The 22,759-nt window shown below is 45.8% G+C and carries 24 protein-coding genes and 2 rRNA genes (1 of these 26 cut by a window edge); 3 read left to right on the top strand and 23 right to left on the bottom strand.

All coding sequences use genetic code 11. The annotated features are described in order from the left end of the window. The 3 genes from MHI27_RS26670 to MHI27_RS26680 form a co-directional block, all read right to left on the bottom strand. Positions 1–118, bottom strand: a 23S ribosomal RNA gene (locus MHI27_RS26670); it reaches 2,811 nt to the left of the window's first position. 231 nt (positions 119–349) lie between these two features. After that, positions 350–1,907 (bottom strand): 16S ribosomal RNA (locus MHI27_RS26675). Together the 16S and 23S rRNA genes form the textbook arrangement of a ribosomal RNA operon. Before the next feature lie 428 nt (positions 1,908–2,335). Further along, positions 2,336–3,214, bottom strand: a complete 879-nt coding sequence (locus MHI27_RS26680) for a nucleotidyltransferase-like protein (RefSeq protein ID WP_405175033.1) — start codon at positions 3,212–3,214, stop codon at positions 2,336–2,338. Positions 3,215–3,341: 127 nt separating this feature from the next. On the opposite strand from MHI27_RS26680, the gene MHI27_RS26685 reads away from it, so the two are divergent. Continuing rightward, the gene (locus tag MHI27_RS26685; RefSeq protein WP_042191795.1) at positions 3,342–3,707 is read left to right on the top strand and encodes a DUF2614 family zinc ribbon-containing protein; all 366 of its coding nucleotides are present in this window, start codon (positions 3,342–3,344) and stop codon (positions 3,705–3,707) included. A gap of 115 nt (positions 3,708–3,822) precedes the next feature. On the opposite strand, the gene MHI27_RS26690 is transcribed toward MHI27_RS26685, so the two are convergent. The 19 genes from MHI27_RS26690 to MHI27_RS26780 all read right to left on the bottom strand — a co-directional run bounded on the left by MHI27_RS26690 (position 3,823) and on the right by MHI27_RS26780 (position 19,388). Next, a complete protein-coding gene (locus tag MHI27_RS26690) occupies positions 3,823–5,544 on the bottom strand; it encodes a glycosyl hydrolase family 18 protein (protein WP_076285463.1) in 1,722 nt (573 codons plus the stop codon). A gap of 242 nt (positions 5,545–5,786) precedes the next feature. Further along, a complete protein-coding gene (locus MHI27_RS26695; RefSeq protein WP_042191799.1) occupies positions 5,787–6,218 on the bottom strand; it encodes a Fur family transcriptional regulator in 432 nt (143 codons plus the stop codon). Between the two features lie 126 nt (positions 6,219–6,344). Continuing rightward, the gene (locus tag MHI27_RS26700) at positions 6,345–8,255 is read right to left on the bottom strand and encodes a DUF4097 family beta strand repeat-containing protein (protein ID WP_405175034.1); all 1,911 of its coding nucleotides are present in this window, start codon (positions 8,253–8,255) and stop codon (positions 6,345–6,347) included. A 46-nt stretch (positions 8,256–8,301) separates the two neighbouring features. Continuing rightward, entirely contained in the window at positions 8,302–8,772 is a 471-nt protein-coding gene (locus MHI27_RS26705; protein ID WP_149644906.1) for an N-acetyltransferase, read from the bottom strand. Between the two features lie 122 nt (positions 8,773–8,894). Next, positions 8,895–10,340 (bottom strand): Asp-tRNA(Asn)/Glu-tRNA(Gln) amidotransferase subunit GatB, encoded by a 1,446-nt coding sequence (gatB, locus tag MHI27_RS26710; RefSeq protein WP_405175035.1) that lies wholly within the window; start codon positions 10,338–10,340, stop codon positions 8,895–8,897. A gap of 11 nt (positions 10,341–10,351) precedes the next feature. Continuing rightward, positions 10,352–11,809, bottom strand: coding sequence for an Asp-tRNA(Asn)/Glu-tRNA(Gln) amidotransferase subunit GatA (gatA, locus tag MHI27_RS26715; protein WP_405175036.1), 1,458 nt, complete (start codon positions 11,807–11,809; stop codon positions 10,352–10,354). A gap of 27 nt (positions 11,810–11,836) precedes the next feature. Next, positions 11,837–12,124, bottom strand: a complete 288-nt coding sequence (gene gatC, locus MHI27_RS26720; RefSeq protein ID WP_042131015.1) for an Asp-tRNA(Asn)/Glu-tRNA(Gln) amidotransferase subunit GatC — start codon at positions 12,122–12,124, stop codon at positions 11,837–11,839. 122 nt (positions 12,125–12,246) lie between these two features. Then, positions 12,247–12,630, bottom strand: a complete 384-nt coding sequence (locus MHI27_RS26725; protein ID WP_042131017.1) for a hypothetical protein — start codon at positions 12,628–12,630, stop codon at positions 12,247–12,249. Between the two features lie 244 nt (positions 12,631–12,874). Continuing rightward, entirely contained in the window at positions 12,875–13,645 is a 771-nt protein-coding gene (locus tag MHI27_RS26730; protein WP_076285466.1) for an ABC transporter permease subunit, read from the bottom strand. Next, positions 13,642–14,556: an ATP-binding cassette domain-containing protein gene (locus tag MHI27_RS26735; RefSeq protein WP_405175037.1), complete on the bottom strand. Its 915-nt coding sequence runs from the start codon at positions 14,554–14,556 to the stop codon at positions 13,642–13,644. The genes MHI27_RS26730 and MHI27_RS26735 overlap by 4 nt, the downstream gene beginning before the upstream one ends. Further along, positions 14,556–14,747, bottom strand: coding sequence for a PLD nuclease N-terminal domain-containing protein (locus tag MHI27_RS26740; RefSeq protein WP_405175038.1), 192 nt, complete (start codon positions 14,745–14,747; stop codon positions 14,556–14,558). The genes MHI27_RS26735 and MHI27_RS26740 overlap by 1 nt, the downstream gene beginning before the upstream one ends. 52 nt (positions 14,748–14,799) lie before the next feature. Then, positions 14,800–15,012, bottom strand: a complete 213-nt coding sequence (locus tag MHI27_RS26745; RefSeq protein WP_149644901.1) for a hypothetical protein — start codon at positions 15,010–15,012, stop codon at positions 14,800–14,802. After that, positions 15,009–15,344 (bottom strand): YxlC family protein, encoded by a 336-nt coding sequence (locus MHI27_RS26750; protein WP_405175039.1) that lies wholly within the window; start codon positions 15,342–15,344, stop codon positions 15,009–15,011. Before MHI27_RS26750 ends, MHI27_RS26745 begins: the two co-directional genes overlap by 4 nt. Continuing rightward, the gene (gene sigY / locus MHI27_RS26755; RefSeq protein WP_149644899.1) at positions 15,331–15,876 is read right to left on the bottom strand and encodes an RNA polymerase sigma factor SigY; all 546 of its coding nucleotides are present in this window, start codon (positions 15,874–15,876) and stop codon (positions 15,331–15,333) included. Before sigY ends, MHI27_RS26750 begins: the two co-directional genes overlap by 14 nt. A gap of 74 nt (positions 15,877–15,950) precedes the next feature. Then, positions 15,951–16,274, bottom strand: a complete 324-nt coding sequence (locus MHI27_RS26760; protein ID WP_405175040.1) for a hypothetical protein — start codon at positions 16,272–16,274, stop codon at positions 15,951–15,953. Positions 16,275–16,460: 186 nt separating this feature from the next. Next, a complete protein-coding gene (locus tag MHI27_RS26765) occupies positions 16,461–17,090 on the bottom strand; it encodes an MBL fold metallo-hydrolase (protein ID WP_405175041.1) in 630 nt (209 codons plus the stop codon). A gap of 4 nt (positions 17,091–17,094) precedes the next feature. Continuing rightward, complete coding sequence (locus tag MHI27_RS26770; protein WP_042191823.1) at positions 17,095–17,661, bottom strand: thioredoxin family protein; 567 nt, start codon at positions 17,659–17,661, stop codon at positions 17,095–17,097. Beyond that, the gene (locus tag MHI27_RS26775) at positions 17,658–18,272 is read right to left on the bottom strand and encodes a DedA family protein (protein ID WP_042191826.1); all 615 of its coding nucleotides are present in this window, start codon (positions 18,270–18,272) and stop codon (positions 17,658–17,660) included. The genes MHI27_RS26770 and MHI27_RS26775 overlap by 4 nt, the downstream gene beginning before the upstream one ends. 357 nt (positions 18,273–18,629) lie before the next feature. Continuing rightward, positions 18,630–19,388, bottom strand: coding sequence for an SDR family oxidoreductase (locus MHI27_RS26780; protein ID WP_405175042.1), 759 nt, complete (start codon positions 19,386–19,388; stop codon positions 18,630–18,632). A gap of 160 nt (positions 19,389–19,548) precedes the next feature. On the opposite strand from MHI27_RS26780, the gene MHI27_RS26785 reads away from it, so the two are divergent. Beyond that, on the top strand, positions 19,549–19,884 hold the full coding sequence (locus MHI27_RS26785) for an autorepressor SdpR family transcription factor (RefSeq protein WP_405176803.1): 336 nt from the start codon (positions 19,549–19,551) through the stop codon (positions 19,882–19,884). A gap of 2 nt (positions 19,885–19,886) precedes the next feature. Further along, on the top strand, positions 19,887–20,540 hold the full coding sequence (locus tag MHI27_RS26790) for an SdpI family protein (protein WP_076285470.1): 654 nt from the start codon (positions 19,887–19,889) through the stop codon (positions 20,538–20,540). Here MHI27_RS26790 and MHI27_RS26795 read toward each other — a convergent pair. Continuing rightward, entirely contained in the window at positions 20,529–22,721 is a 2,193-nt protein-coding gene (locus MHI27_RS26795; RefSeq protein WP_405175043.1) for an O-antigen ligase family protein, read from the bottom strand. The genes MHI27_RS26790 and MHI27_RS26795 overlap by 12 nt on opposite strands. Positions 22,722–22,759: the final 38 nt, after the last annotated feature.

Here is a 22,759-nt window from a genome sequence, read left to right on the forward strand (position 1 = left end):
TCGGACACCCCCGGATCAAAGCTTGCTTACAGCTCCCCGAGGCAGTTTCGTTGTTCGCCACGTCCTTCGTCGGCTCCTGGCGCCTAGGCATCCTCCGTGTGCTCTTATTAGCTTAACCTTGATTTTTCCTAAGAAAAATCTCACTAATAACATTTACTTGTTTGCACAAGTTGCTAAAAGATGTTCTAAAACGCAAATTCGTTTCGGTATCCAGTTTTCAAGGATCAAGTCTTACTGAGAGCTTAAACTCTCAAAACTGAGCAACGAGTGAGTAACAGGCCTAAACCTGAGATTTGGAAGTTTAACTTCCGATTTGAATGTCTTCATTGCAGAAGACGATTCTCCATAGAAAGGAGGTGATCCAGCCGCACCTTCCGATACGGCTACCTTGTTACGACTTCACCCCAATCATCTACCCCACCTTCGGCGGCTGGCTCCCTTGCGGGTTACCCCACCGACTTCGGGTGTTGTAAACTCTCGTGGTGTGACGGGCGGTGTGTACAAGACCCGGGAACGTATTCACCGCGGCATGCTGATCCGCGATTACTAGCAATTCCGACTTCATGCAGGCGAGTTGCAGCCTGCAATCCGAACTGAGACCGGCTTTGATGGGATTGGCTTCACCTCGCGGTTTCGCTTCCCGTTGTACCGGCCATTGTAGTACGTGTGTAGCCCAGGTCATAAGGGGCATGATGATTTGACGTCATCCCCACCTTCCTCCGGTTTGTCACCGGCAGTCACTCTAGAGTGCCCAGCCTTACCTGCTGGCAACTAAAGTTAAGGGTTGCGCTCGTTGCGGGACTTAACCCAACATCTCACGACACGAGCTGACGACAACCATGCACCACCTGTCTCCTCTGTCCCGAAGGCCGCCACTATCTCTAGTGGATTCAGAGGGATGTCAAGACCTGGTAAGGTTCTTCGCGTTGCTTCGAATTAAACCACATACTCCACTGCTTGTGCGGGTCCCCGTCAATTCCTTTGAGTTTCAGTCTTGCGACCGTACTCCCCAGGCGGAGTGCTTACTGTGTTAACTTCGGCACCAAGGGTATCGAAACCCCTAACACCTAGCACTCATCGTTTACGGCGTGGACTACCAGGGTATCTAATCCTGTTTGCTCCCCACGCTTTCGCGCCTCAGCGTCAGTTACAGCCCAGAAAGTCGCCTTCGCCACTGGTGTTCCTCCACATATCTACGCATTTCACCGCTACACGTGGAATTCCACTTTCCTCTTCTGTACTCAAGTCACCCAGTTTCCAGTGCGACCTCAGGTTGAGCCCAAGGTTTAAACACCAGACTTAAATGACCGCCTGCGCGCGCTTTACGCCCAATAATTCCGGACAACGCTTGCCCCCTACGTATTACCGCGGCTGCTGGCACGTAGTTAGCCGGGGCTTTCTTCTCAGGTACCGTCACTCCGATAGCAGTTACTCTACCGGACGTTCTTCCCTGGCAACAGAGCTTTACGATCCGAAAACCTTCATCACTCACGCGGCGTTGCTCCGTCAGACTTTCGTCCATTGCGGAAGATTCCCTACTGCTGCCTCCCGTAGGAGTCTGGGCCGTGTCTCAGTCCCAGTGTGGCCGTTCACCCTCTCAGGTCGGCTACGCATCGTCGCCTTGGTGGGCCGTTACCCCACCAACTAGCTAATGCGCCGCAGGCCCATCCCTCAGTGACAGATTGCTCCGTCTTTCATTCTTTCTTCAGGAGAAAAAAGAAATTATCCGGTATTAGCTACCGTTTCCGGTAGTTATCCCAGTCTAAGGGGCAGGTTGCCTACGTGTTACTCACCCGTCCGCCGCTAAGTTAGTTTGAAAGCAAGCTTTCAAACTAACTCCGCTCGACTTGCATGTATTAGGCACGCCGCCAGCGTTCGTCCTGAGCCAGGATCAAACTCTCCAATTAGTATTGAAAAGAGCGATATGCTCATCTTGAAACATCTGACGAGAAAATTAATTCTCTAATTTTGGATTTCACTTTCGTGATTTCCTACTCACTCGTTGTTCAGTTTTCAAAGATCAAGCTGTTTGTTTCGTCGTTGTGTTGTTCAGCAGCGACCTTTATAATATATCACAGCGTCCTCGTTTTAGTCAACCTTTTTTTTAATTTCTTTTTTCGGTTGTCTTTCGAATGTTTTCGAAAGCACATCTCTGTGTCAGAGGGACGAGTTATAATTTAACACATGAACTAGGAAAGAGTCAACCATAAATTTATTAGAATAAATATGAGCGCATCATAATAGCGAACAAACAAAAAAGAGAGTGCTCAGCCTCTCCCTATCCCTACTTATTTTATCTATAGATTACCGGCAAATCCTGCATCTAATTTCTTCTCTATAAGGTATATCGGATCGCATGACCCTCTCCCCCATGACCGTCAGCCCATAAAGTAATCTCACGGATTAGCGAACGAGAAACAAGCTTTCGTAAAACTAGGGGCAACTCAGCCTCTAATTGACACAGGCCAGAATGCTGTAGTAATTCTTTTATACTCCACGCTTCCTTACGGCTATTCAGAATATTGAAAAGCAATGCACAACAATCCGTCATTTTGGACATGATCCCAAATTCACATGCTAGAAGAACAAGCTCTACTCTTTGCTCTAAGGTCTCCGTGCTGATGGTTAGTTCCTCATATAGTTTATGGACAGAAGTGTTCATACTTTTAACCTGCTCCCAAACAGCCGGCTCTGGAAATGAACCAGATTCACTCACTTCTATTCTTGCCCAATGATATAGAGCCATCAATACACAGTTATATGCATCCATAATGTAGCCAGCTTCTATATACCGTTTAGATTTCACATACAAATGCAAGAATCGTGCAAACTCCATGAACTCAACTCGTTCCTTAAGAGGCCCTTCAAATTGTAAAATCTCCCGGCGCATATCCCCTAGTATTCCTTTGGGATCCCAGATCACTTCCCCAATCATCAAACTAGTAAGGAGCTCGTTATTATCTCCCGCCATGACAGCCCGCTCCAAAGCGGAAAGGCCAATATGGACTGACTGGGTCCGTGTGTCACCGGCAATGGTGTGGCGAACAATATGTTCTAAATCCTGTTCCTCATGTAAAACTAACACAATCATATCAAAATCGTGAAGTAGCGCGCTTTGAAAAGGAGTACTCCCTTTCTGCCGCAAAGCGACAGCTCCTAAAACATTTTCTTCAAACGTTTCTCCACTCAACAAAGTTACATTGGATAATTCCATGCTTCCCTCCATTAAATTTGGCGAATTTGCGTCCAGTCAGTTATAATTCAGTTATAATTATTATTCTACATATGAAAGACAGTTCCTTCTGGACAACCCAACTATATTTAGTTAGGAGCAAACACTCATGAAGTTTAAAACGGCTAAGATCAACGCTTTTCGCACATGGGGATTACTGCTCACAATGCTCGGAATGGGACTTATGGTTTTGGGTACAGCAGGCATCGTATTCTGGGGATCGACTGGGAAAGTATTCGCTGGAATCGGACTTGTAATCGGTTTAATTTCCATGATGGCAAGTCTTGCGATCTATTTCTGGGCTGGCATGCTCTCAACAAGTGCAGTTCAGCTAGAGTGCCCTGAGTGTCACAAGCTGACCAAGATGCTCGGTAAAACAGACCGCTGTATGTTCTGCCACACCATTCTTACTATGGATCCGGCCGAGGCCACTATTACTGCAGATCAGCTTGAGCATCAGCAACTAAACCACTAAACACACCTTACAGAGGCTCACTACTAACTAGTTAAAATGCACTCAAATATTTGCTAATACAACAAAGAGGCCCCCGATATGGGAGCCTCTTTGTTTGTTATAAATGAAATTATGATTACTTATGAATCTCTTGTAATGCTTCCCATGCTGATGGATTGCTAAAACTGCGATTCCATGATCCGATGCCTCCAAGCCCCATGGACTTAGCAAGCTCAACTCTTGATTTTAAGCTCACCTTATCTTCTATCCATATTTTCTTAAGAGCGCCATCTTCCTTGTACTCTACGTAATTCTGCCCAGCAGCCTTATCAAATGTAGGAGTTAGCTTCTTCTCTTTGATAATTTTTTCAACGGCATTCATACTAACGGATTTGGAGCTTACCTTTGTCTTGCCATCTACTTGAGCCTCAGTCCAGATGCGGGTGTACAATGGGATCCCCAAAATCACCTTCTCAGGCGGCACATTGTCTTCCTCTATGATCCGGCTTATTGAATTCTCTACCCAAGGTAAGGAGGCAACAGAGCCCGCGATAGGGCTAGCTGCCCAATGTTCATCATAAGCCATCACGATTAGATAATCGACTAATGTCCCAAGAGCCTTACGATCAAGGAATGCTGACCACATCTCGCTATTGGATTTAGGTGTCACGTCTATGGAGACGATTAGATTCTTAGCCTGAGCCATCGGTTTTAGCTCTCTCATAAATTGAGTGACATTCTCTCCGTCTTTCGTATACACATTCTCAAAATCGATATTAATTCCATCCAAATTGTATAAATCCGAATATTCTAAGATCTGTACGATTGCATTCATCCGTTTCTCATAGCTGGACAATGCCTCAGTAGTCATGTCTGGATCGAAGCTATTGCTAAGCAACCCCCATACTTCTAACCCGCGCCCATGCGCCCACTGCACATACGCACTGTCGGCCTGACTGCGCACATTGCCATCGCCATCTATAATACTAAACCATGTTGGGCTAGCCACGTTAACGCCTGGTAGCTCACCGAAGGTTTCTGGGTTAGGTTTGCGTTGGTAAACAGCCTCCCAATACAAATTCACTGACTTCCCTTTCCAGTTACGTTCAGCGCGTGTTGGCGTGGGTTTTTTCGGTTCCACTGTCTTTTGACCATCCCGAACAATGTCACTTGCCTTGGCATAACCTGCATACCCGCTGCTTAATTGTACAAACAGCCAGTCCTTATTTTCTTCATTCCAAATATTCACGACTGCCCCAGGAGACATATCCGCAACTATAGGTGCGTGGATGGATGCCTCATTTCGTAGAGCTACTGACTTGTCGCCTTTTTCACCTTTAACTTTTCCTAACGAGACAGACTCTCCTGCCGTCATTAGTAGTATTGCTCCGGTATTCGTATCCTCCTGTATTTCAAACCCATATAGATCTTCTAATACATCCGCAGGAAGGTAGGTCACTTTTTCCTTTACTTCAGGCGCTAACCGCAGCTGCAGCGGACGATTATTCAGACTAGCATCGGTTTTATCCTCCTGCATGTAAAGGAGCTCACTATCCGTTGATAGGATGACCGATTTCGTCTTCTCTTCATAACGAATGGAAGGATCCACATACTCTTGCAACAATGGTAATGGTAATAGCATGCTATCTCCAGTCCCCGAGGCAGAATAACCTGTATGCTCTCCTTTTACAAAGATGGGGTGCGCTTGAGCTTTCCAATCTACATCTATGTGCTGACGATTTGGCAATACATAAAACACTACCCAATATGCTGCTGCTACAATGATTAAAAGTCCAAATAACCGCCTAAAAAAACCTCCGCGCTTTTTGACGCGCCTCTGTCCCAGTCTTCTGTCCAAAATATATCCTCCAGATAATAATATGATTTTTAATAGAGTCTAACATTACGATTATAACATCCACTTGGTTTCATATAACCAGTAGAAAATAGTCATTTATCCTACAAATTGTTATATTCATGAAGAAATGACGTTGTCGTTCTTATATTTGTAAAAAAATAAAAACGTGAGTCCTCCGCTTTCGGATTTCGCACGTTTAGTGATAACTTGGTAGATCGCCTTGATACCGTTCTATTCTAGTCTTAATGCTGCTTCTCTCTACAACTTTTGCAAAATCCATGCAGCTCCATACGCAATCCTGTAATCTTAAAGCCTGTAGCTTGCTCAGCATGCAGCTCTACATCCCTAAGCGAAGGATAACTGAAATCCTCAATCTTACCGCATTTCTGACATATAACATGATAATGATCAGACACATTGGCATCAAAACGGCTGGAGCTATCCCCATAGGTCAACTCACGAACCATGCCAGCTTCCATAAACATCTTGAGATTATTATATACGGTTGCCACGCTCATGCTCGGAAATTTAGGCTCTAATGCCCGATATATATCGTCAGCTGTAGGATGATTCATTGCTTCCATCAAATACGTAAGAATCGCATGACGCTGGGGCGTTATACGGACACCTGTTGTTTTTAATTGTTCCAATGCATGTTGTACGCCACTCCCCATGACTGTCACCGCCTTTTAAATTTAAAAATAAAAGAAATATTTCTTATAATTGTAAGACTGGGTTTTCAATCTTGTCAACGAAGTCGATACATTATATTCATTATTATATAAGAAAAATTACTTTTTTCAATAACCTCTCACATTTAAGTTGCTGTTTCCCTCAACCTGAATCTTGAACTCACCTGTGCCCACTTCACCAGATATCTTCTTCTTATCAATGGTTAAGGTAGGTAAATCTGAAATAATATCGCCATATCCACTTGAGCCATTCAACTTATAGTTCCCTAACTGCGGCAAATACAATTGAATATCGCCAACTGCACTATAAATGTCCCAGTCTCCTCCGACTTCATGCGAACGAACATCAATGATGCCATTCAAGGATTCTGCATGCAGCTTTGATCTGGCTCCATCAATCTCTAAATTACCATTTTTGCTAGAAATATCGATCTCGGCTTCATTCCCGGTTGCACCGATATTGCCAACTGCCGTTGATAATTTCAAGGCTCCTGTGACATTCCAAGCATTCATATTGCCACCGCTCGTTGATAAATCAACACTGCCCTGGACGGATCTCGCACGCACAGCTCCATTCAGTGTTTTCCCCTTCACATTACCAAAGATACGATGAAGAATAAGTTCTCCATTCCCCGTTTCCAGCGAAATATCTTCGATCGCTTCTATGTTCTGCAGGGTGATCCCACCATTCATAGTGCGAACATCGAGATTAAACCGGCGGTCTTCCGGCAAAGAAATGTCCAAATCCATTCGCGGCTGACGCTTACCTGATTCTCCGTACGCCTTGCTGTTTGAAGTGATTTTTATAGTTGGTCCTTCAACAACATCCACAAAGGACTGTTCCGAAATGGCCTCAGCCATCGGACCTTCCAATTGATCTACCCAAACTGTAGTAGTAATTTGAATATTATCTACGGGAGCCCGGTGCAATAAAATATCCCCATTAATACCATCAACGGATATTTTGGCTGTATTTAGCTTCACCGGAACAATAAGTGGAGCCTTCTGAAATTTACTTCCCTTCGCCTCGCCATAGTCGACTGCAGCTGCTGTAAGGTTGAGACTCACATTTTTCCACAGATATAAGTAATGTTCTTGTTCGGCAACGATAAACACACTCGCAGCAAGCAATATAGCAGATAAAAGGCCGCGTAAATCCAATCTGATTCTTGTTCCCTTTTGTACAGAGCCTGAACGACCAGAGAAGAAATACATGAACAGGAACTCAATCCCCCATAACACTGGGATGACCGGCCACCACTTCAAGAGTAAAAGCATATAATCCGACCCGTCTCTCCAATCCAGAAACAACGGGATGGCAATAGCAATAAGCAAGACCGATGCCGTATATCTTCCTACTCGCCGGTTATGAGACTCATTTTTCTTGCGCGAAACGATTCCTCTGACAATTTCTCTCGCTCCTACATATATACCACCACATAATAAAACTGCAGACACGGCCACTTCGGAGTAATGCTCAATAAAAAATTGCAGCCATGCTGGCTTTTGGCGAAACAGAATGAGAAGCGCTCCCCCTAAAAGAAGTAGAAATCCAAAGGATACGCCAGGTTCACTGACGATACTACGACGCTTAGGAGGTGTAGTTATTTTTGCCACAGAATCATCAAGCTCTTGATCTTCAGGGTAACGGAGAATCTTGTCCGCTGATTGCAGTACATCATACACATTATAGAAATATATCGCCGGAATAATTAGTGCAAGTAAAATAAGCAACGGAACATTAATCTGCATTCCAATGGATGAAAAATAAATTAAAGCTGAGATATCCAATAGTATCAAGAAGATAAAGGTAATTCCTTTGCGGAGAAGCCCAAAGTATAAGTGCCCAGTTCCTGGGATGAGAGCTGCCAATAGTCCAGCGATAAATTTGCGTTTGCGGCGGCGCCGTTTTGGACGTGGAGGGATTATCTTCTTCTGAATCTCACTCTCCGTAGTCTCAAGATCGGCTGAACCCCGCTGCTCTTCCTGCGCTGAGAGTATTGCAGAATCATTTGTCATATCTCGGCTCCTCCTTTCGTAAACATGGGTCTGTGTATATGCTTCTTCAAAGTGAACCACTCCGATAAAAATCAATCAATTCCACACCGGGAGCAACTTCCTGCGATCCCATAGGTACAAAACCATGCTTGCTGTACAAAGAAACGGCAGGCAGGTTTAGCTTCCCCGTAGATACGATGTATTGCTCCATCCCTGAAAAATGTTCAAATACATATTCCAAGAGACTGCTTGCAATACCCCTGCGGAAAAAGTCCGGTCCCACCATCATCCGTGTAATCGTGAGTTTGCCCGGGGATTCTTCTTCTATAGCAATAGCACCCATCAGTTCTTCATCTTCATCAAAGCAGCCGTAAAAATCCTCTTTAGAGTGGCTGAGCATCTCCCTCGTCTCCATAAGCGGTGGGATCTCACGAAACCCTATTAACTCCGCTTCTAGCCGGTAGGCCTTATGCTGGAGGCTCCATAGTTCATTAACGGTACTATCATCCTGGAGGTTTAGCTTAATAATTGTATTCATCCCTACTAGTCCCCTTATATGCCGCTAAGGGCCTGCCGTTGCCGACAAGCCCTTAGCTTATTACATAAGTATATTACCCCAAGTATAAACAACGTTATCGACTACTAAAGACGATAATCGTTTTAATTGCTCAATACCTCGATCAGAAGTTTATTCGCAAGACCTGGATTTGCCTTACCTTTACTTTCTTTCATAACTTGTCCCACAAGGAAGCCAATGGCTTTCTGTTTACCTGCTTTATAATCCTCTACAGATTGCGGGTTAGCAGCTACGACTGCTTCCACAATTCCTTTAATGGCACCTTCATCGCTGATTTGTACCAGACCTTTTTCCTCAACGATTGCAGCAGGCAATTTACCGCTCTCTAGCATTTCTTTAAATACCGTTTTAGCGATCTTGTTGCTGATGGTTCCGCCTGCAATGAGGCCGATCATTTCCCCGAGCCCTTGCGGCGTAATTTTGACCTGAGACAAGTCCAGGTTATTACTGTTCAAATAAGCAAGCAACTCACCCATGATCCAGTTAGCTACAGCCTTGGCATCCTGCGTATAAGTAAGGCATCCTTCGAAAAAGTCCGCTAGCGGTTTAGAGGAAGTAATCACGCCAGCATCATAAGCTGTAAGACCCAGTTCTTCACTGTAGCGAGCTTGTCTTGCATCCGGTAGTTCCGGGATCGTCGAACGAATGGATTCTTTCCAGGCATCGTCAATATGCAGCACGATCAGATCTGGATCTGGGAAATAACGATAATCGTGTGCTTCTTCTTTCCCACGCATAGATAAAGTTTTTCCTTGTGCTTCATCCCAGCGGCGAGTCTCTTGCACAACCACTCCACCATCATCCAGGATCTCAGCTTGACGATATTGCTCATACTCCAGTCCACGCAGTACTCCGCGGAAGGAGTTCATGTTCTTAAGCTCTGCTCTAATGCCGAATTCCTCTTGTCCTTCTGGTCGTAGACTGATGTTCGCGTCACAGCGCATCGATCCCTCTTCCATCTTGACATCGGATACGTCGCAGTATTGCATAATCGCACGGATTTTCTCCAGATAAGCCCGAGCTTCCTCTGGCGTGCGCAAGTCTGGCTCAGATACGATTTCGATAAGCGGTGTTCCCACTCGGTTAAAATCGACAAGCGACGCAAAACCGCCATCAACGTGAGTGAGCTTACCTGCATCCTCTTCCAAATGAAGACGAGTAATGCCGATTCGTTTGGTCTCTCCATTAACTTCAATGTCAATCCAGCCGTTCAAACCGATAGGCTGATCGAACTGCGAAATCTGATAAGCTTTCGGTGAATCCGGGTAAAAATAGTTCTTGCGGTCGAATTTACTAACATCACCAATGGTACAATTTAGCGCCATCGCTGCTTTCATAGCGTAATCTACCGCTTGTTTGTTTAGAACTGGCAATACGCCGGGGTGACCCAGGCAGACAGGACAGGTATGCGTGTTAGGCGGGGCTCCAAATTCAGTGGAGCATCCGCAAAAGATTTTAGAGTTGGTATGAAGCTCTACGTGAACCTCTAAGCCGATGACCGTTTCGTATTTAGACATAAGTAGTCCCATTCCCTCCTTTACTACAGCTGTGGACGCTGCTTGTGATGATCAGTATTTTGTTCAAAAGCGTGAGCAACACGCAGAATCGTACTCTCGTCAAATTCTTTACCGATAATTTGCAAACCTACTGGCATGCCTTCCGCAAAGCCACAAGGAACGCTAACGGCAGGAATACCTGCCAAGCTCACAGGAATCGTGAGAATATCGTTCAGATACATGGTCAGCGGATCTTCCGTCTGTGAACCTAATTTGAATGCTGCCGTAGGCGCTGTTGGCCCGATGACCACATCATATTTTTTAAAGATGTCATCAAAGTCCTGTTTAATCAAAGTACGCACTTTTTGTGCTTTTAAATAATAAGCATCGTAATACCCGGAGCTAAGCGCATAAGTCCCTAGCATAATACGACGTTTGACCTCAGGGCCAAAGCCGCGACTGCGGGAATTAAGATATAGATCAAGCAACCCTCCGCCTTCATCTACACGTGCACCATAACGCACACCGTCAAAACGCGCAAGGTTAGATGAAGCTTCCGAAGAGGACAGCAAATAATAAGCTGCTACTGCGTATTCCGTATGTGGTAACGAAACTTCCTCCCAGACAGCACCCATTCCTTCCAGCACCTTAAGTGCGGACAAGACTGTCTCACGCACAGAAGCATCGACACCTGCTCCTAAGTATTCCTTAGGTACAGCAATGCGAAGTCCGGAAACATCACCAGTCAGAGAACTCAAATAATCAGGAATTTCAACTTTAGCTGAAGTAGAGTCCTGGGCATCATAACCAGCAATCGCTTGAAGCACATATGCAGAATCCTCTACATTACGTGTTAATGGTCCAATCTGATCGAGTGAGGAAGCAAAGGCTACCAGTCCATAACGTGATACAAGACCATAAGTAGGTTTGAGACCTACAACACCACAATAGGAAGCAGGCTGGCGGATGGAACCCCCAGTATCCGAACCTAGTGAGAAGAATACTTCGCCAGCAGCTACTGCAGCAGCAGATCCGCCACTGGAACCGCCGGGCACACGCTCTAAATCCCAAGGATTGCGTACAGGACCAAAGCTTGAATTCTCATTAGATCCACCCATTGCGAATTCATCCATATTCAATTTACCGATCGTTACAGCATCTGCCTGCTGCAGTTTAGAAGCCACAGTAGCGTTATAAATCGGCTGGAAATCTTTCAAAAATTGGCTGGCACAGGTCGTGCGTAGTCCCTTAGTTACAATATTATCCTTAATTCCGGCAGGAAGACCAAACAGCAATCCACGTGCTGCTCCAGATGCCAGTTTGTCGTCCAAAGCGCGTGCGGTGCTACGAGCGCCCTCCTCGTTCAAGGTCAAAAATGCATTTACTTTCTTATCCCGCTCAGCGATAATCGCCAGCGATTCTTCAGTCAGTTCACTGACCGATACTTCTTTAGCAGTTAACATGCGATGTACTTCAGGCAATCGATTTTGAAACAGGCTCAAGATTCTTCCCCCTTTCTAATTATGTAGTTATTCCAAAACAGCTGGAACCTTGAAATGTCCGTCTTCATCATCCGGCGCGTTAAGAAGTGCTTCCTCTTGCGTTAGGCTTTCCTTCACAACATCATCACGCATCACATTACTGACCTGCAGTACATGCGTGGTCGGCTTCACATTCTCCGTATCTAGCTCATTCAACTTCTCAGCATATTGTAAAATAGCATTCATTTGTTCTGTAAAGGTTGCCTCTTCTTCCGGGCTCAATTGCAGACGAGCCAGCTTGGCCACATGCTGCACATCTTTAACGGTAATGCTCATAAGATAAATCCCTCCTGTTTAAAGGGCTAAAGCGCCCGGATAACGTTTTTAATTATATTGTAGAAGCTTGGACAATTCAATGATGGGGTTATAACAAAAAAGCCGGCTTTCGCCGGCCTTCCTTAAATCCAAGCTCTAAGATTCACTTGTTTGATGAAATCTGCTTGGGACATGCTTTCGGTTGACGTTGTTTCCGTCTCTTCTGTATCCATATCTTCACCGTTCATCAAATGATGGAACAGCTTCTCATTGTACGTGGACAAAGCATAATCAATTAACGCTTCATGCGTTGCTCTTTCAGCCTCAGCTACTAATAAATGTTCTTCCGCCTCAATGTCTTCAGCCGGAACATAAAAGTTCCTGTTGGCTTCCGGTACACGTATAACATAGTCAAACGCATTATCGGGATTGCGGTCGTAAGCAATTAGGTAGCCGTATTCCCCGATAGGAAGACTCTGCTCAAAAGCGTCCGCAACAATGACAATCTTTTCTCCTAAACGCAGCATCGCCCTACCTCCTGACCCCAAAATCTATCATGATTTTGCTTGTTTCAACAGTCTACTAAAAAAAGATAGAACTGTCTAGCGGCAGGCCGGACGATCCTGAAAATTCTACCAAGCAATAACGCCTTCGGCGTCCCCTAAGGACGATATGCGTTTATGCGAGAAATAGTAGGAAAATGTATAGTGTGAAACTTATACTTTCTTATATTTTTAAATATACTATATTCGATACAGTACAGCTTAATAATCAATCGGGAAAGTTGTTCTTTCTTGTCAAAAGCGCAGCCCCAACAAGGCAAATTATGATCAATACACTTGCAGAAAGATATGGACCTGCTCTAAAGCCCTCTCCAGCTGTAAGAATTCCTGCTGACAGTCCGGAAAGTCCTGCGGGTGTCCAGTCAAACCATGTAGGCAATAAGCTTAAGCCTAATGACAATCCAGCCATTAACGCCAGTGCTAAAAAAGCAGCTACTGGCGGTCTTAAAAAGGCACTAAACAACAACGTAGCCGAGACAACACATAATAACCACAAACCATATACTCCTGAAGCTGCGATAGCATCGCCCCACGGTACTGAACCAATTAGCTGCTCCGTGTAATAAGCTGCACCCGCTGCACCCAATCCAAGCGCAACAACAAGCAGGGTCAGTTGAGCTGTCCATTTAGCGATCACTATTGCTGCGGGAGAAACAGGTCTTACTAGAATTAACTCCATAGTTCCGCTATAGCGTTCTCCAGCTAAAGTATTCATCGAGCCTAGCGCCAATACCAGCATTCCAATTGTTCCATACTGTCCCAGTGCTTGCGCCATCACAACTGCGGCATGCGGTATTTCATACCCTTCCAGCAGACCTGGGGGCACATCCCCGGAGGCTTTTAATATTTCCGGCAAATAATAAATAGTTAAAGGCTGCATAATGCCTAAAATGATGAACACGACAGGTATCCAGATTAGCTTATAACTGCGAGCCATCTCGAGCATTTCTTTTCGATAAAGGACCCAGGTGCTGCTCATACGCCCACCACCTTCATAAATAAATCCTCTAATGTGGAAGAGCCTGCTTCAAATTGCAGCAATGGAATTTCGAGCTGCGCTGCTTCTTGCAAAATCGTCTGGCGGGCCTTTTCTACATCATGCACATTAAATACCGCATGATCTCCAAACAACTCCGAATCCAGTACAAACGGCTTGGAGGCAAGAGATTCCAGCCACTGAATGGCTTCTTTGTGCTTCTCGGTACGTAAACGAATAACAGGAAGGCTGTATTGTGAACGAAGCTGCGACAGAGACCCCTGCTCAGCAATGCGTCCATGATTCATTAAAATAATATCATCACAAATCTCTTCCGCGTCATGCAGCACATGCGTGGAGAAAACTACCGTTGTCTCTTCACGTATTTCTCGTAGCAATTCCATCACTTCCCTGCGGCCGATCGGATCAAGTGCAGATACGGGCTCATCCAGTAAAAGCAGTCGAGGGCGATGCACAAGTGCCTGTGCGAGACCCAACCGCTGCTTCATCCCCCCGGAATATCCACCAATCTTGCGGCGTGCATCGTCTTTGAGGCCTACACGTATAAGCGATTCCAAAGCGCTGCTTGTTGCTTCTTTAGCTCCCATTCCACTAAGCTTTGCAGCAAACACAACATATTCCTGTCCAGTCATCCAACCGTAAAAGGCTGGAGATTGCGGTACATATCCTAGTCCTCTGCGATATTCTGCTCCAGGACGGCTCCCCTCAAACGAAATCATTCCAGAGGTAGGTTCTAGAAGACCCGCCAGCATACGTAGTGTGGTCGTCTTGCCTGCACCATTGGGTCCTAGTAAAGCGACACATCTCCCTTTTTCAATATCAAAGCTTATATCATGTACGGAAATATGCGCCCCATAGTTTTTGCGTAAATTTGTAACTTGAAGGAGTGACATCAGACATCTTTCCTTCCTATTGTAAAATAAGCTACGCTGCCTAATATATTTCCGCAAATAATGATAAGAATCCACATCCATTTTGGACCACGAACGTTATCCGCTTTGGCCAGAGATGTCAGTCCAATAATAGCAAGCAAAGCCTGCAGAATGATTAACGGCATAATTAAGCCCCAATTTACAGCTTCCATGAAGTACCACTCCTTTTGTGTTATGAAAGGAACGAGCTCATATCCTGGACCTTCACAAATTCTTTCTCCTACGTCTTTCCGGTAGAATGACAACAAGTAAATAGACCAAAGCGGGTGAAGGAACTGTAGTTATAGCCCATAGACCCCAGAACCAGGCTTTTCTTCCGCGTCGTCTTGCGTCCCGGAATAGCAATGTCCCTTGCAGCATTAATGCTATCGCTATGCAAAACCATAACCATAGAGGCACATCCTGCAGCTCATTCATTCTCGCGCACCTTCTCTGTTCCTCCTGATCCTCGCTATTCCTAGAGCACTGAGTCCCGCAATAGGAATAAGCGCTTGAATAATCCAATAGATCATCGGTGCAGAACCGAGAATGGATAGAAATACACTGATCAGAATCAGCGATATGCCCCAGAATAACAACAGCTCTTTACGTTCCATGCTCTTTCTATGCACAGAGGCATCAACTATTAACCTCTCCAGTTCCTGTAATGAAGGTGGTGTGATGTCATTATATTGTGCATCTAACCGGTCAAGCTCATCTGAAAGCTTATGCAAATACAACTCAGGCTCCTTATCTTTATCCTTCTCCATCCTCATTCAGCTCCTTTCGTAGTTGGTTAAGTCCAAGGGATACACGCGACTTGACTGTACCTGAAGGAACTCGCAGGATTTCGCCAATTTCGTCATAACTATAGCCATAGTAATGCTTCAGTAGCACGGCCACTCTTTGCGCAGAAGGTAATCTGGAGAGGGAATCCAGCACTTCACTCCACTCTTCCCCCCTGCTCTCAAATCGCCAACGAATCGAACGGATCCCCTGTTCCTGTTGCTCCCGCTGTTTCCATTCCGCTTCACGCTTCCAGCGCCGCTTTCGATCAATAAATATTCTGGTAGCAATTGTGATTAACCAAGAGGAAAAGGAAGAAGTTCCGTTATAGGTGTTGATCTTCTCCATACATCTGACCATGGTGTCCTGTACAAGATCCTCTGCCAGCAACGGGTCCATGGTCACCTTGATTAAATATTTGAATAAAAAAGTATAGTGTTCTCGCAGCAGTGAAGACAGTGCTGAAGTATCTCCCTGCTGAGCCCGTCTGATTCTCTCCAGCGACTGATCGCTCATCTGCCCCTCCATTCAAGATTTCTTTTCTATCTGTAGTACGAATATGTATTATGAATCGTTCATTCCGCTAATAATTATTTTTTGAGATCCCACAACTTGCGCCGCCAGGGCTGAATTATCCCTACCCTTGCCGGAAAATGCCAAAAAAGAGGCGTTCTTCTAAGTTCGCCTCCTGAAACCACTGGTACTCCCCCGTAAACCCCACAGGTCTCCTGAAGCAAGCCATTACGAAGTTCCTTATTTTCAAATTGTATGTCTCTACGTTCTATGGATGAACAAAAGCCACCCTTTCCTGAACACTCCGAAAAAAATCGGCAATTACTGCTGCAAAAATGGTTCCATTTCTCCTTGGAGTCATACCAACCGTAGTCCAGCGGGTAGTATATATTCTTCTCCATTCTACTTCCCTCCATGCTTTTAAGCCTATATGAAGACAAAAAAAAGAACGCAAACCGGGATTAATTCCGCAGTCTGCGTGCTTCGCGAGGTTAATGTTACATTTAATTAACCTCATTCTAGTCCTTTTGTAGTCTTTTGTCTATTAAAACTTCCTCGGTTTTTGTCGGTTCTACTAGAACCAACATCTATTGAGGAACATAAGGGTTGCGAATCTTTTCAAATCCAATGGTTGTCCGTGGACCATGTCCTGGATAAACCTTCACTTCGTCATCCATTTTGTATAGCTTGCCACGAATAGAATCGAACAGATCCCGTTCCCTACCACCAGGTAAATCTGTGCGCCCAACTCCCATTTTAAAGAGTACATCTCCGGAGAATAGATCATTTCCACAAAGGAAACTTACACTGCCTGGAGAGTGACCAGGTGTATGGTACACACGGAAGGTGTGTCCAATGAACTGCAGAACTTGCCCTTCTGCCAGATCATATTCCGCAGGATCTGTAGCTAGAGGAGGTGACACCTCCGACCACATTAGTGAACCGTTCAGCTTGGGGCTACTTAGCCATTCACTTTCAAGTGGATGTAAATAAACAGGACATTTCTTAGCTTTACGAATTTCGTCTACACCGCCCATATGATCAAAATGTGCATGTGTTAACAAAATAGCTTCGATTTCCATTCCTTCGATACTCCGCACTAATGCAGCAGGATTCATACCAGGATCTATGATGATACCCTTCGTAGGATCCGCACCTGTCAGTAGGTAGGCATTCGTTTGAAGCGGACCCAGATTAAATGAACGTATATTTAGCATCGGTCTAGAATCCGGAAATCAGACTACGCAGTTCTTTTGCGATAACTGCCTGATATTCCGTTCCTTCCCCATAGGCTTGCCCCATGGCCTTGCGTGCTTCTGCGATTTTGCTGTCGTAATCAGCGGCCTCACGGTCAGGATTCTCACGTTTGAACTCTCTCATTATACGCTGCACATGCTCTGGTCTAGGACCCCAATGTCCGAGCACATATCCTCCAGTGTCTGCAAAAATCACGACTGGGACAGATCTCCCACCCATGGTCAAGAAATCATCCATAAGCTCCGGATTCTCTTCCAAAATAAATACCTCTGTCTTCATTCCCGCTGTCTCCAGAATACGGAATACAGCAGGAACATTGCGTACTACGTCTCCACACCAATCCGCTGCTAGGATAAGTACCCGCAAATCGTCGCGATGGTTCAGACTTTCGAAATATTCCTTATCGCTCTCATCTTCCCAATTAAACTTCTCATACCAGGATTCAAAAGCCTGTTGATTCTTCGTCATACTTTCTACGAATTGGCGCGGTGTTAGGCCTTTTCCAAACTTTTGAGCTACATTCTGCTTCATTTTGTAGTCCCCTTTTTCTTGGATTTGTACCATTTAAACACAAAGTAAATGATGATCAGAGCGATCGCTACAAGTATAATTTCGTTGGTATACTTAGCTGCTACTTTGTCAATATCTTCCCATTTATTCCCCAAGGTCATACCCAGATATACAAACAGAGCACTCCATGGAATAACAGCAAGCGTAGTCAACAAAGTGAACTTACCTAAAGGCATTTTCGATATCCCAGCTGGAACGGAAATGGCATGACGAACAACCGGAATAAAACGAGCTGTAAAGATTACGCCAGTCCCGTATTTATTGAACCACTCTTCCGAATGGTCAATATGCTTCTTTTGAATGAAAATATATTTCCCGTATTTCTCCAAAACGGGTCTGCCACCATAACGACCAATCCAATATACAAAAATCTGTGCAATGACTCCGCCAATCGTACCGAATAATACGGCGCCAAAAAAATTAATATCTCCACTCCATACTAAAAAGCCACCGAAAGCCAGTACAATTTCACTCGGAATAACTTCAATCATAAGTCCGATCATAATCCCAAAATAACCAAGACTCTGAATCCATTCAAACAATGTTGAGATCAGATCAGAAATAACATGCAACCGTACTCCTCCTCCCTTTTCCGCAGAATATGGCTATGTATCTAGCATAAACATCTTTGGCGTCTATATAAAGACGCTTAGCGTTTAAGCAAGAAATATAAGAACATAAAGTATAGATACTAAACTTTTACTTTCTTATATTTTTAAAAGCTCTGCCGCTCTGCTCTATTTTCCAGTTTCTCTTAGCCTATTCTAGCACAAGCAACCTTATCACATCTACTTACAGCGGCGAGGCCATTACCCTATATCGACCCTCTCTTAAAAAGAGTTAGAACAACCTGTATAACCAGAAAAGGTGTACACTTCCAGCAAAGAAGATGGAAATGGACACCTCTTTGTCTAAAATGTAAAAGCTGTTTAATAAGCGGTCCATCCGGCGTCCGCCGTTATTACCGTTCCATTCACGAAGCTCGCAGCTTCTGAAGCCAGGAATAAAGCTATCGATGCGATCTCGCTGCTTTCCCCTGTTCGCGGCATTGACGCCATACCCTCTCCTGCCTTTTGACTACCAAAAGCACTCGGATTAGACAAATCAATATTCGTCTTTACCCCACCTGGTGCTATAGCATTACAGCGAATTCCAAGCTTCGAGTACTGATACCCTACATTTTTAGTCATACCGATGACAGCATGCTTGGAGGCAGTATAGGCCACTCCTGCACGTGATCCCTCTAAGCCGCCGATCGATGCTACATTGATGATACATCCACCTTCTTGTGCCATGAAAATCGGTAAGACCTTACGAATGGCTCTCATGGGTCCGGTGACGTTCACTGCAATTACGTTCTCCCATAAGTCGTCTGTGATTTCATGAGCCGGGGTCATTTTATCCATGATCCCCGCATTATTAACGAGAATATGAAGTCCACCAAATTGTGTACTTGCGGCATCAATCATCCGCTGAGTGTCCTCTTCCTTCGAAACGTCTGCCTTTACAGGATACACCACCCCGTTGCCATGACCTTGTTCTGCCTTCTTGGCCACCGCTTCAACACCCCCCAGATGGATGTCCGCTGCAATAACCTTAGCCCCCTGCTGGGCAAAAAGAAGAGCAATTGCTTCTCCAATCCCAGAACCCGCACCTGTAACAACTGCAACCTTATTCGTCAGCATCATATATCCTCTCCTCCGCTTCTATGTTTCGAACCATTCATCGAGTACTTGCCCACAGTTAGTATTAGCAAGGGCATAGCCTCAAACGGCGGTAAATTCAAAGATTCGGTGACAATTTCTTTCTCAATTAAAATGAGGAGAATACACATTGACAGATAAGAATATGAATGAGTCTTTCAAAGCACTAGCTGACCCTACCCGTCGCCAAATCATTCGGTTACTAAGGGAGAAGGACCGAACCGCAGGTGAAATTGCTGATTTTTTCAACATGTCAAAACCAAGCATTTCTCACCATCTGAATGCACTGAAGCATGCCGATCTCGTACAGGATGAACGAAAAGGTCAATTCATTATGTATTCATTAAATACGACGGTTCTCGAAGAGGTTCTTGGCTGGTTGCTCGAGCTTACAGGTATGGGAAAGCAAACGGAGACGGAAAGCAAATCACTGGACGGAAAACAAAGCCGTGGTATGGATTCTGAGAAGGAGGCTGATTGAAGATGAAGGATTTTAAATGGAGATGGCAAGATACACTGATTGTGATATTAGGTTTAGCTTCATTAGCTTATGCTTTAATCAATTATGGCAAGCTGCCACAGGAGCTGCCCGCGCAGTGGGGAATTTCGGGTAAAGTCAACCGGTATTGGGATAAAAACATAGCTATTTTTATGTTCGGAATCCTGGGTATTGTGCTTCCGCTGATCATGCAATTCACACGTAGCATCGATCCTAAACGGGAAAATTATAAGAAGTTCGAAAATGCCTATGCTATGAGCAGACTCGCCATTGGGGTGCTTTTTAATCTCATGCTCGTGCTCACGGTTGCTTACGGTCTGGGTAAAGATATTAATGTGGGTAAAATTGCTATAGGAGCCCTAGGAGTGATGTTTATTGCGCTCGGCAACTACATGCCACAGGTAAAAGATAATTATTTGTTCGGTGTTCGCACAGCATGGACGCTCTCTAGCCCAGAGGTGTGGCGAAAAACACATCGTCTTTCCGGAAGAATGTGGATGATCGGCGGGTTGCTTATTTTTGGGGGAGCCTTTTTGAGCGGCGTCTTGTCTCAGACCCTTATTATTACAGCTCTTGTACTTGTTATTCTCGTTCCTGTTCTATACTCTTGGATCATTTCACGTCAGTTAAAATCGTGAAGCAAGTACACTAAGCCGTCGACTCAGGTCGTCGGCTTGTTCTGTTATTTGGAACTTCCGGTCATTATGCTGCTCACCTTTACTTCCCTCGTATTCTGCCAACACTCTATACTCCCGCAGAAGCTCGTTCCCTGAGGCAATACAGCTTATGGCCTCCATTCGATTCCCTTCCGCTAACTTTTTCCGGCCCATCATAAGCATGCCTTCAATCCCTTTGACCCACTTAACAGAGTTGTATTTATCAAGCTGAATACTTCGACGTATCCAATATAATGCAGCTCCCGGATCATCACTGTACATCCATCGTCTAGCCATTTCCCAGTTTAAACTTGCATTATCCGGAGAATATTTCAAACTCTGCTGGAGTATACTCACGCTTTGTTCACCCGTAAGTAGCCTGGATAATGCTACAGCTGTTTTGGGAGACTGGGGATTCCACGCTAGTGATTGCTCTAGCAAATCTACCTTCACCGAGGGATCAACCGTCTGAACTGCTTGCCGGTAGTACCTCTCTCCTTGTGCGGCCTGAAGGGACAATACAGATAGCATGAGACAAAGGCAGCAGGCGACAGTGATAAATAGTCGGCGGGGATATGGATGTGACAGGCTCGCGAATGCAGGGATAGTGGCGCCGAGGTTCGCGGATGCGAAATGAGTGGTGAGCAAACTTATGGACGTAAAGCGGGTATTCGCAGATTGATGTTTCTGCTCATATTCAGACAGGGCAAGTGCTGACAGCCAAAAAAGCAGCAGCCAGATTAATCCGTAGCTCCAGTCAAAATCGACTGCGCTATGCATAACGATAACCAAAAATGGCGGCAGCAGACGCGGCGATCTCTTAGCCAGCAGCCAGCCTGCTGCTAGCAGCATAAGCAGTATGGCTGCCAGGCCAACAAATCCTAGGTTCAACAGGATGTCGAGATAACCGTTATGCACTTGGCTGCCAACATAAGGGCGAGATTGGGCGGCGAGGTATGAACTCCGCCAAGTCTCGCCCCCGCGCCCCAGCCAAGGTGCCTCTACCGCCAGCCGCCAGGCGTCGCGGTAGAACAGACCACGCGCGGATACCGTCGATGACGGTCCGGTGATCCGCTCGCGCACGTGCAGGAGGACGGCGGTGCCCGCCGCCGTCCAACCTGCTGCCGCCAATGCCAGCATGGCGGCTCGGGCAATACCCGCCGCGCTGCGCTGGCGGCGGCACAGCCATAGGCCGGCTAGCAACGCGCCGGCCCAAAGCCCGGCCAGCAACAGCAGGCCGGGCAAAGGATCTACCGCCAACCCGGCACGGGCCAGTTGGCGGTAGATCAGCGCCGCGGCGACCACGGGCGCGGCACCAGCGGCAAGAAGCGGCGCGATGAGCTGCCGCTTCCAGAGCAAGACGGCGGCGCAGGCGCAAGCCGCCGTCAGCCACGCGCCGCGCGACTCGCTGAGGAGCAGCGCGGCGGCGTACGGGAACAGCGGCAGCAAGCGCAGCAGCGCGGCGGCCGTGCTTCGCGGTTCTCGCCGCTCCAATCTATCGCATCCATCCACACTCTTCTGAGGTCTTTCATAATAAGCAGCGACAGCAAACAGCCGCTCCAGTAGAAAAACAGCCATCACAGCACCAAAGGCATTAGGATATTCCATCACCCCTGCTAATCTGGCACCTGTAATGCTTACTTCCGATGAATTGCTGTAAGCTATAGCGAAAGGTAACTCTACCACCCCGCACACTGCCAGCAAAGCACTTATGCTTAAGAACATGCCCAAAATAGACCACGCAGCAATGATAAGCTGACGCCCCACCCGATTCAACGCGCAAAAACAAACCAAAAATGCAAAGCTAGCATACAAGCCCCACCGTAATATTTCATTCATTGTTCCCTGTGCCGAAAGAGGATCTCTTAGCCAATGAATCAGATAGAGTGATAGAACTATTAAAGGTGCAGTCAACATTATTTTCAAAGCTCTACGTACTCCACCTGCTCCCCCTGTGCTACTTCTCCACTTGCCTACTCCAATGTACAAATAAAGCAAAGCCACAGAACACATCACAAACCATAGGGTCAGAAAGAGGTACATCTCCTCTGTAAAAAAAAATCCACGCAGCAAACAAGCTCCTACTCCGGCTGCGATGACTAAGGCTGCACTAAAATATACGATTATTGAATCCAGACTCCGCTCTCTGTTAACGCTCCCCATTTAGATACCCCTATATTCGTTAAGTTATCTCTATCCTT

Source organism: Paenibacillus sp. FSL H8-0261, assembly GCF_045040645.1.
Classification (GTDB): Bacteria; Bacillota; Bacilli; order Paenibacillales; family Paenibacillaceae; genus Paenibacillus_AQ.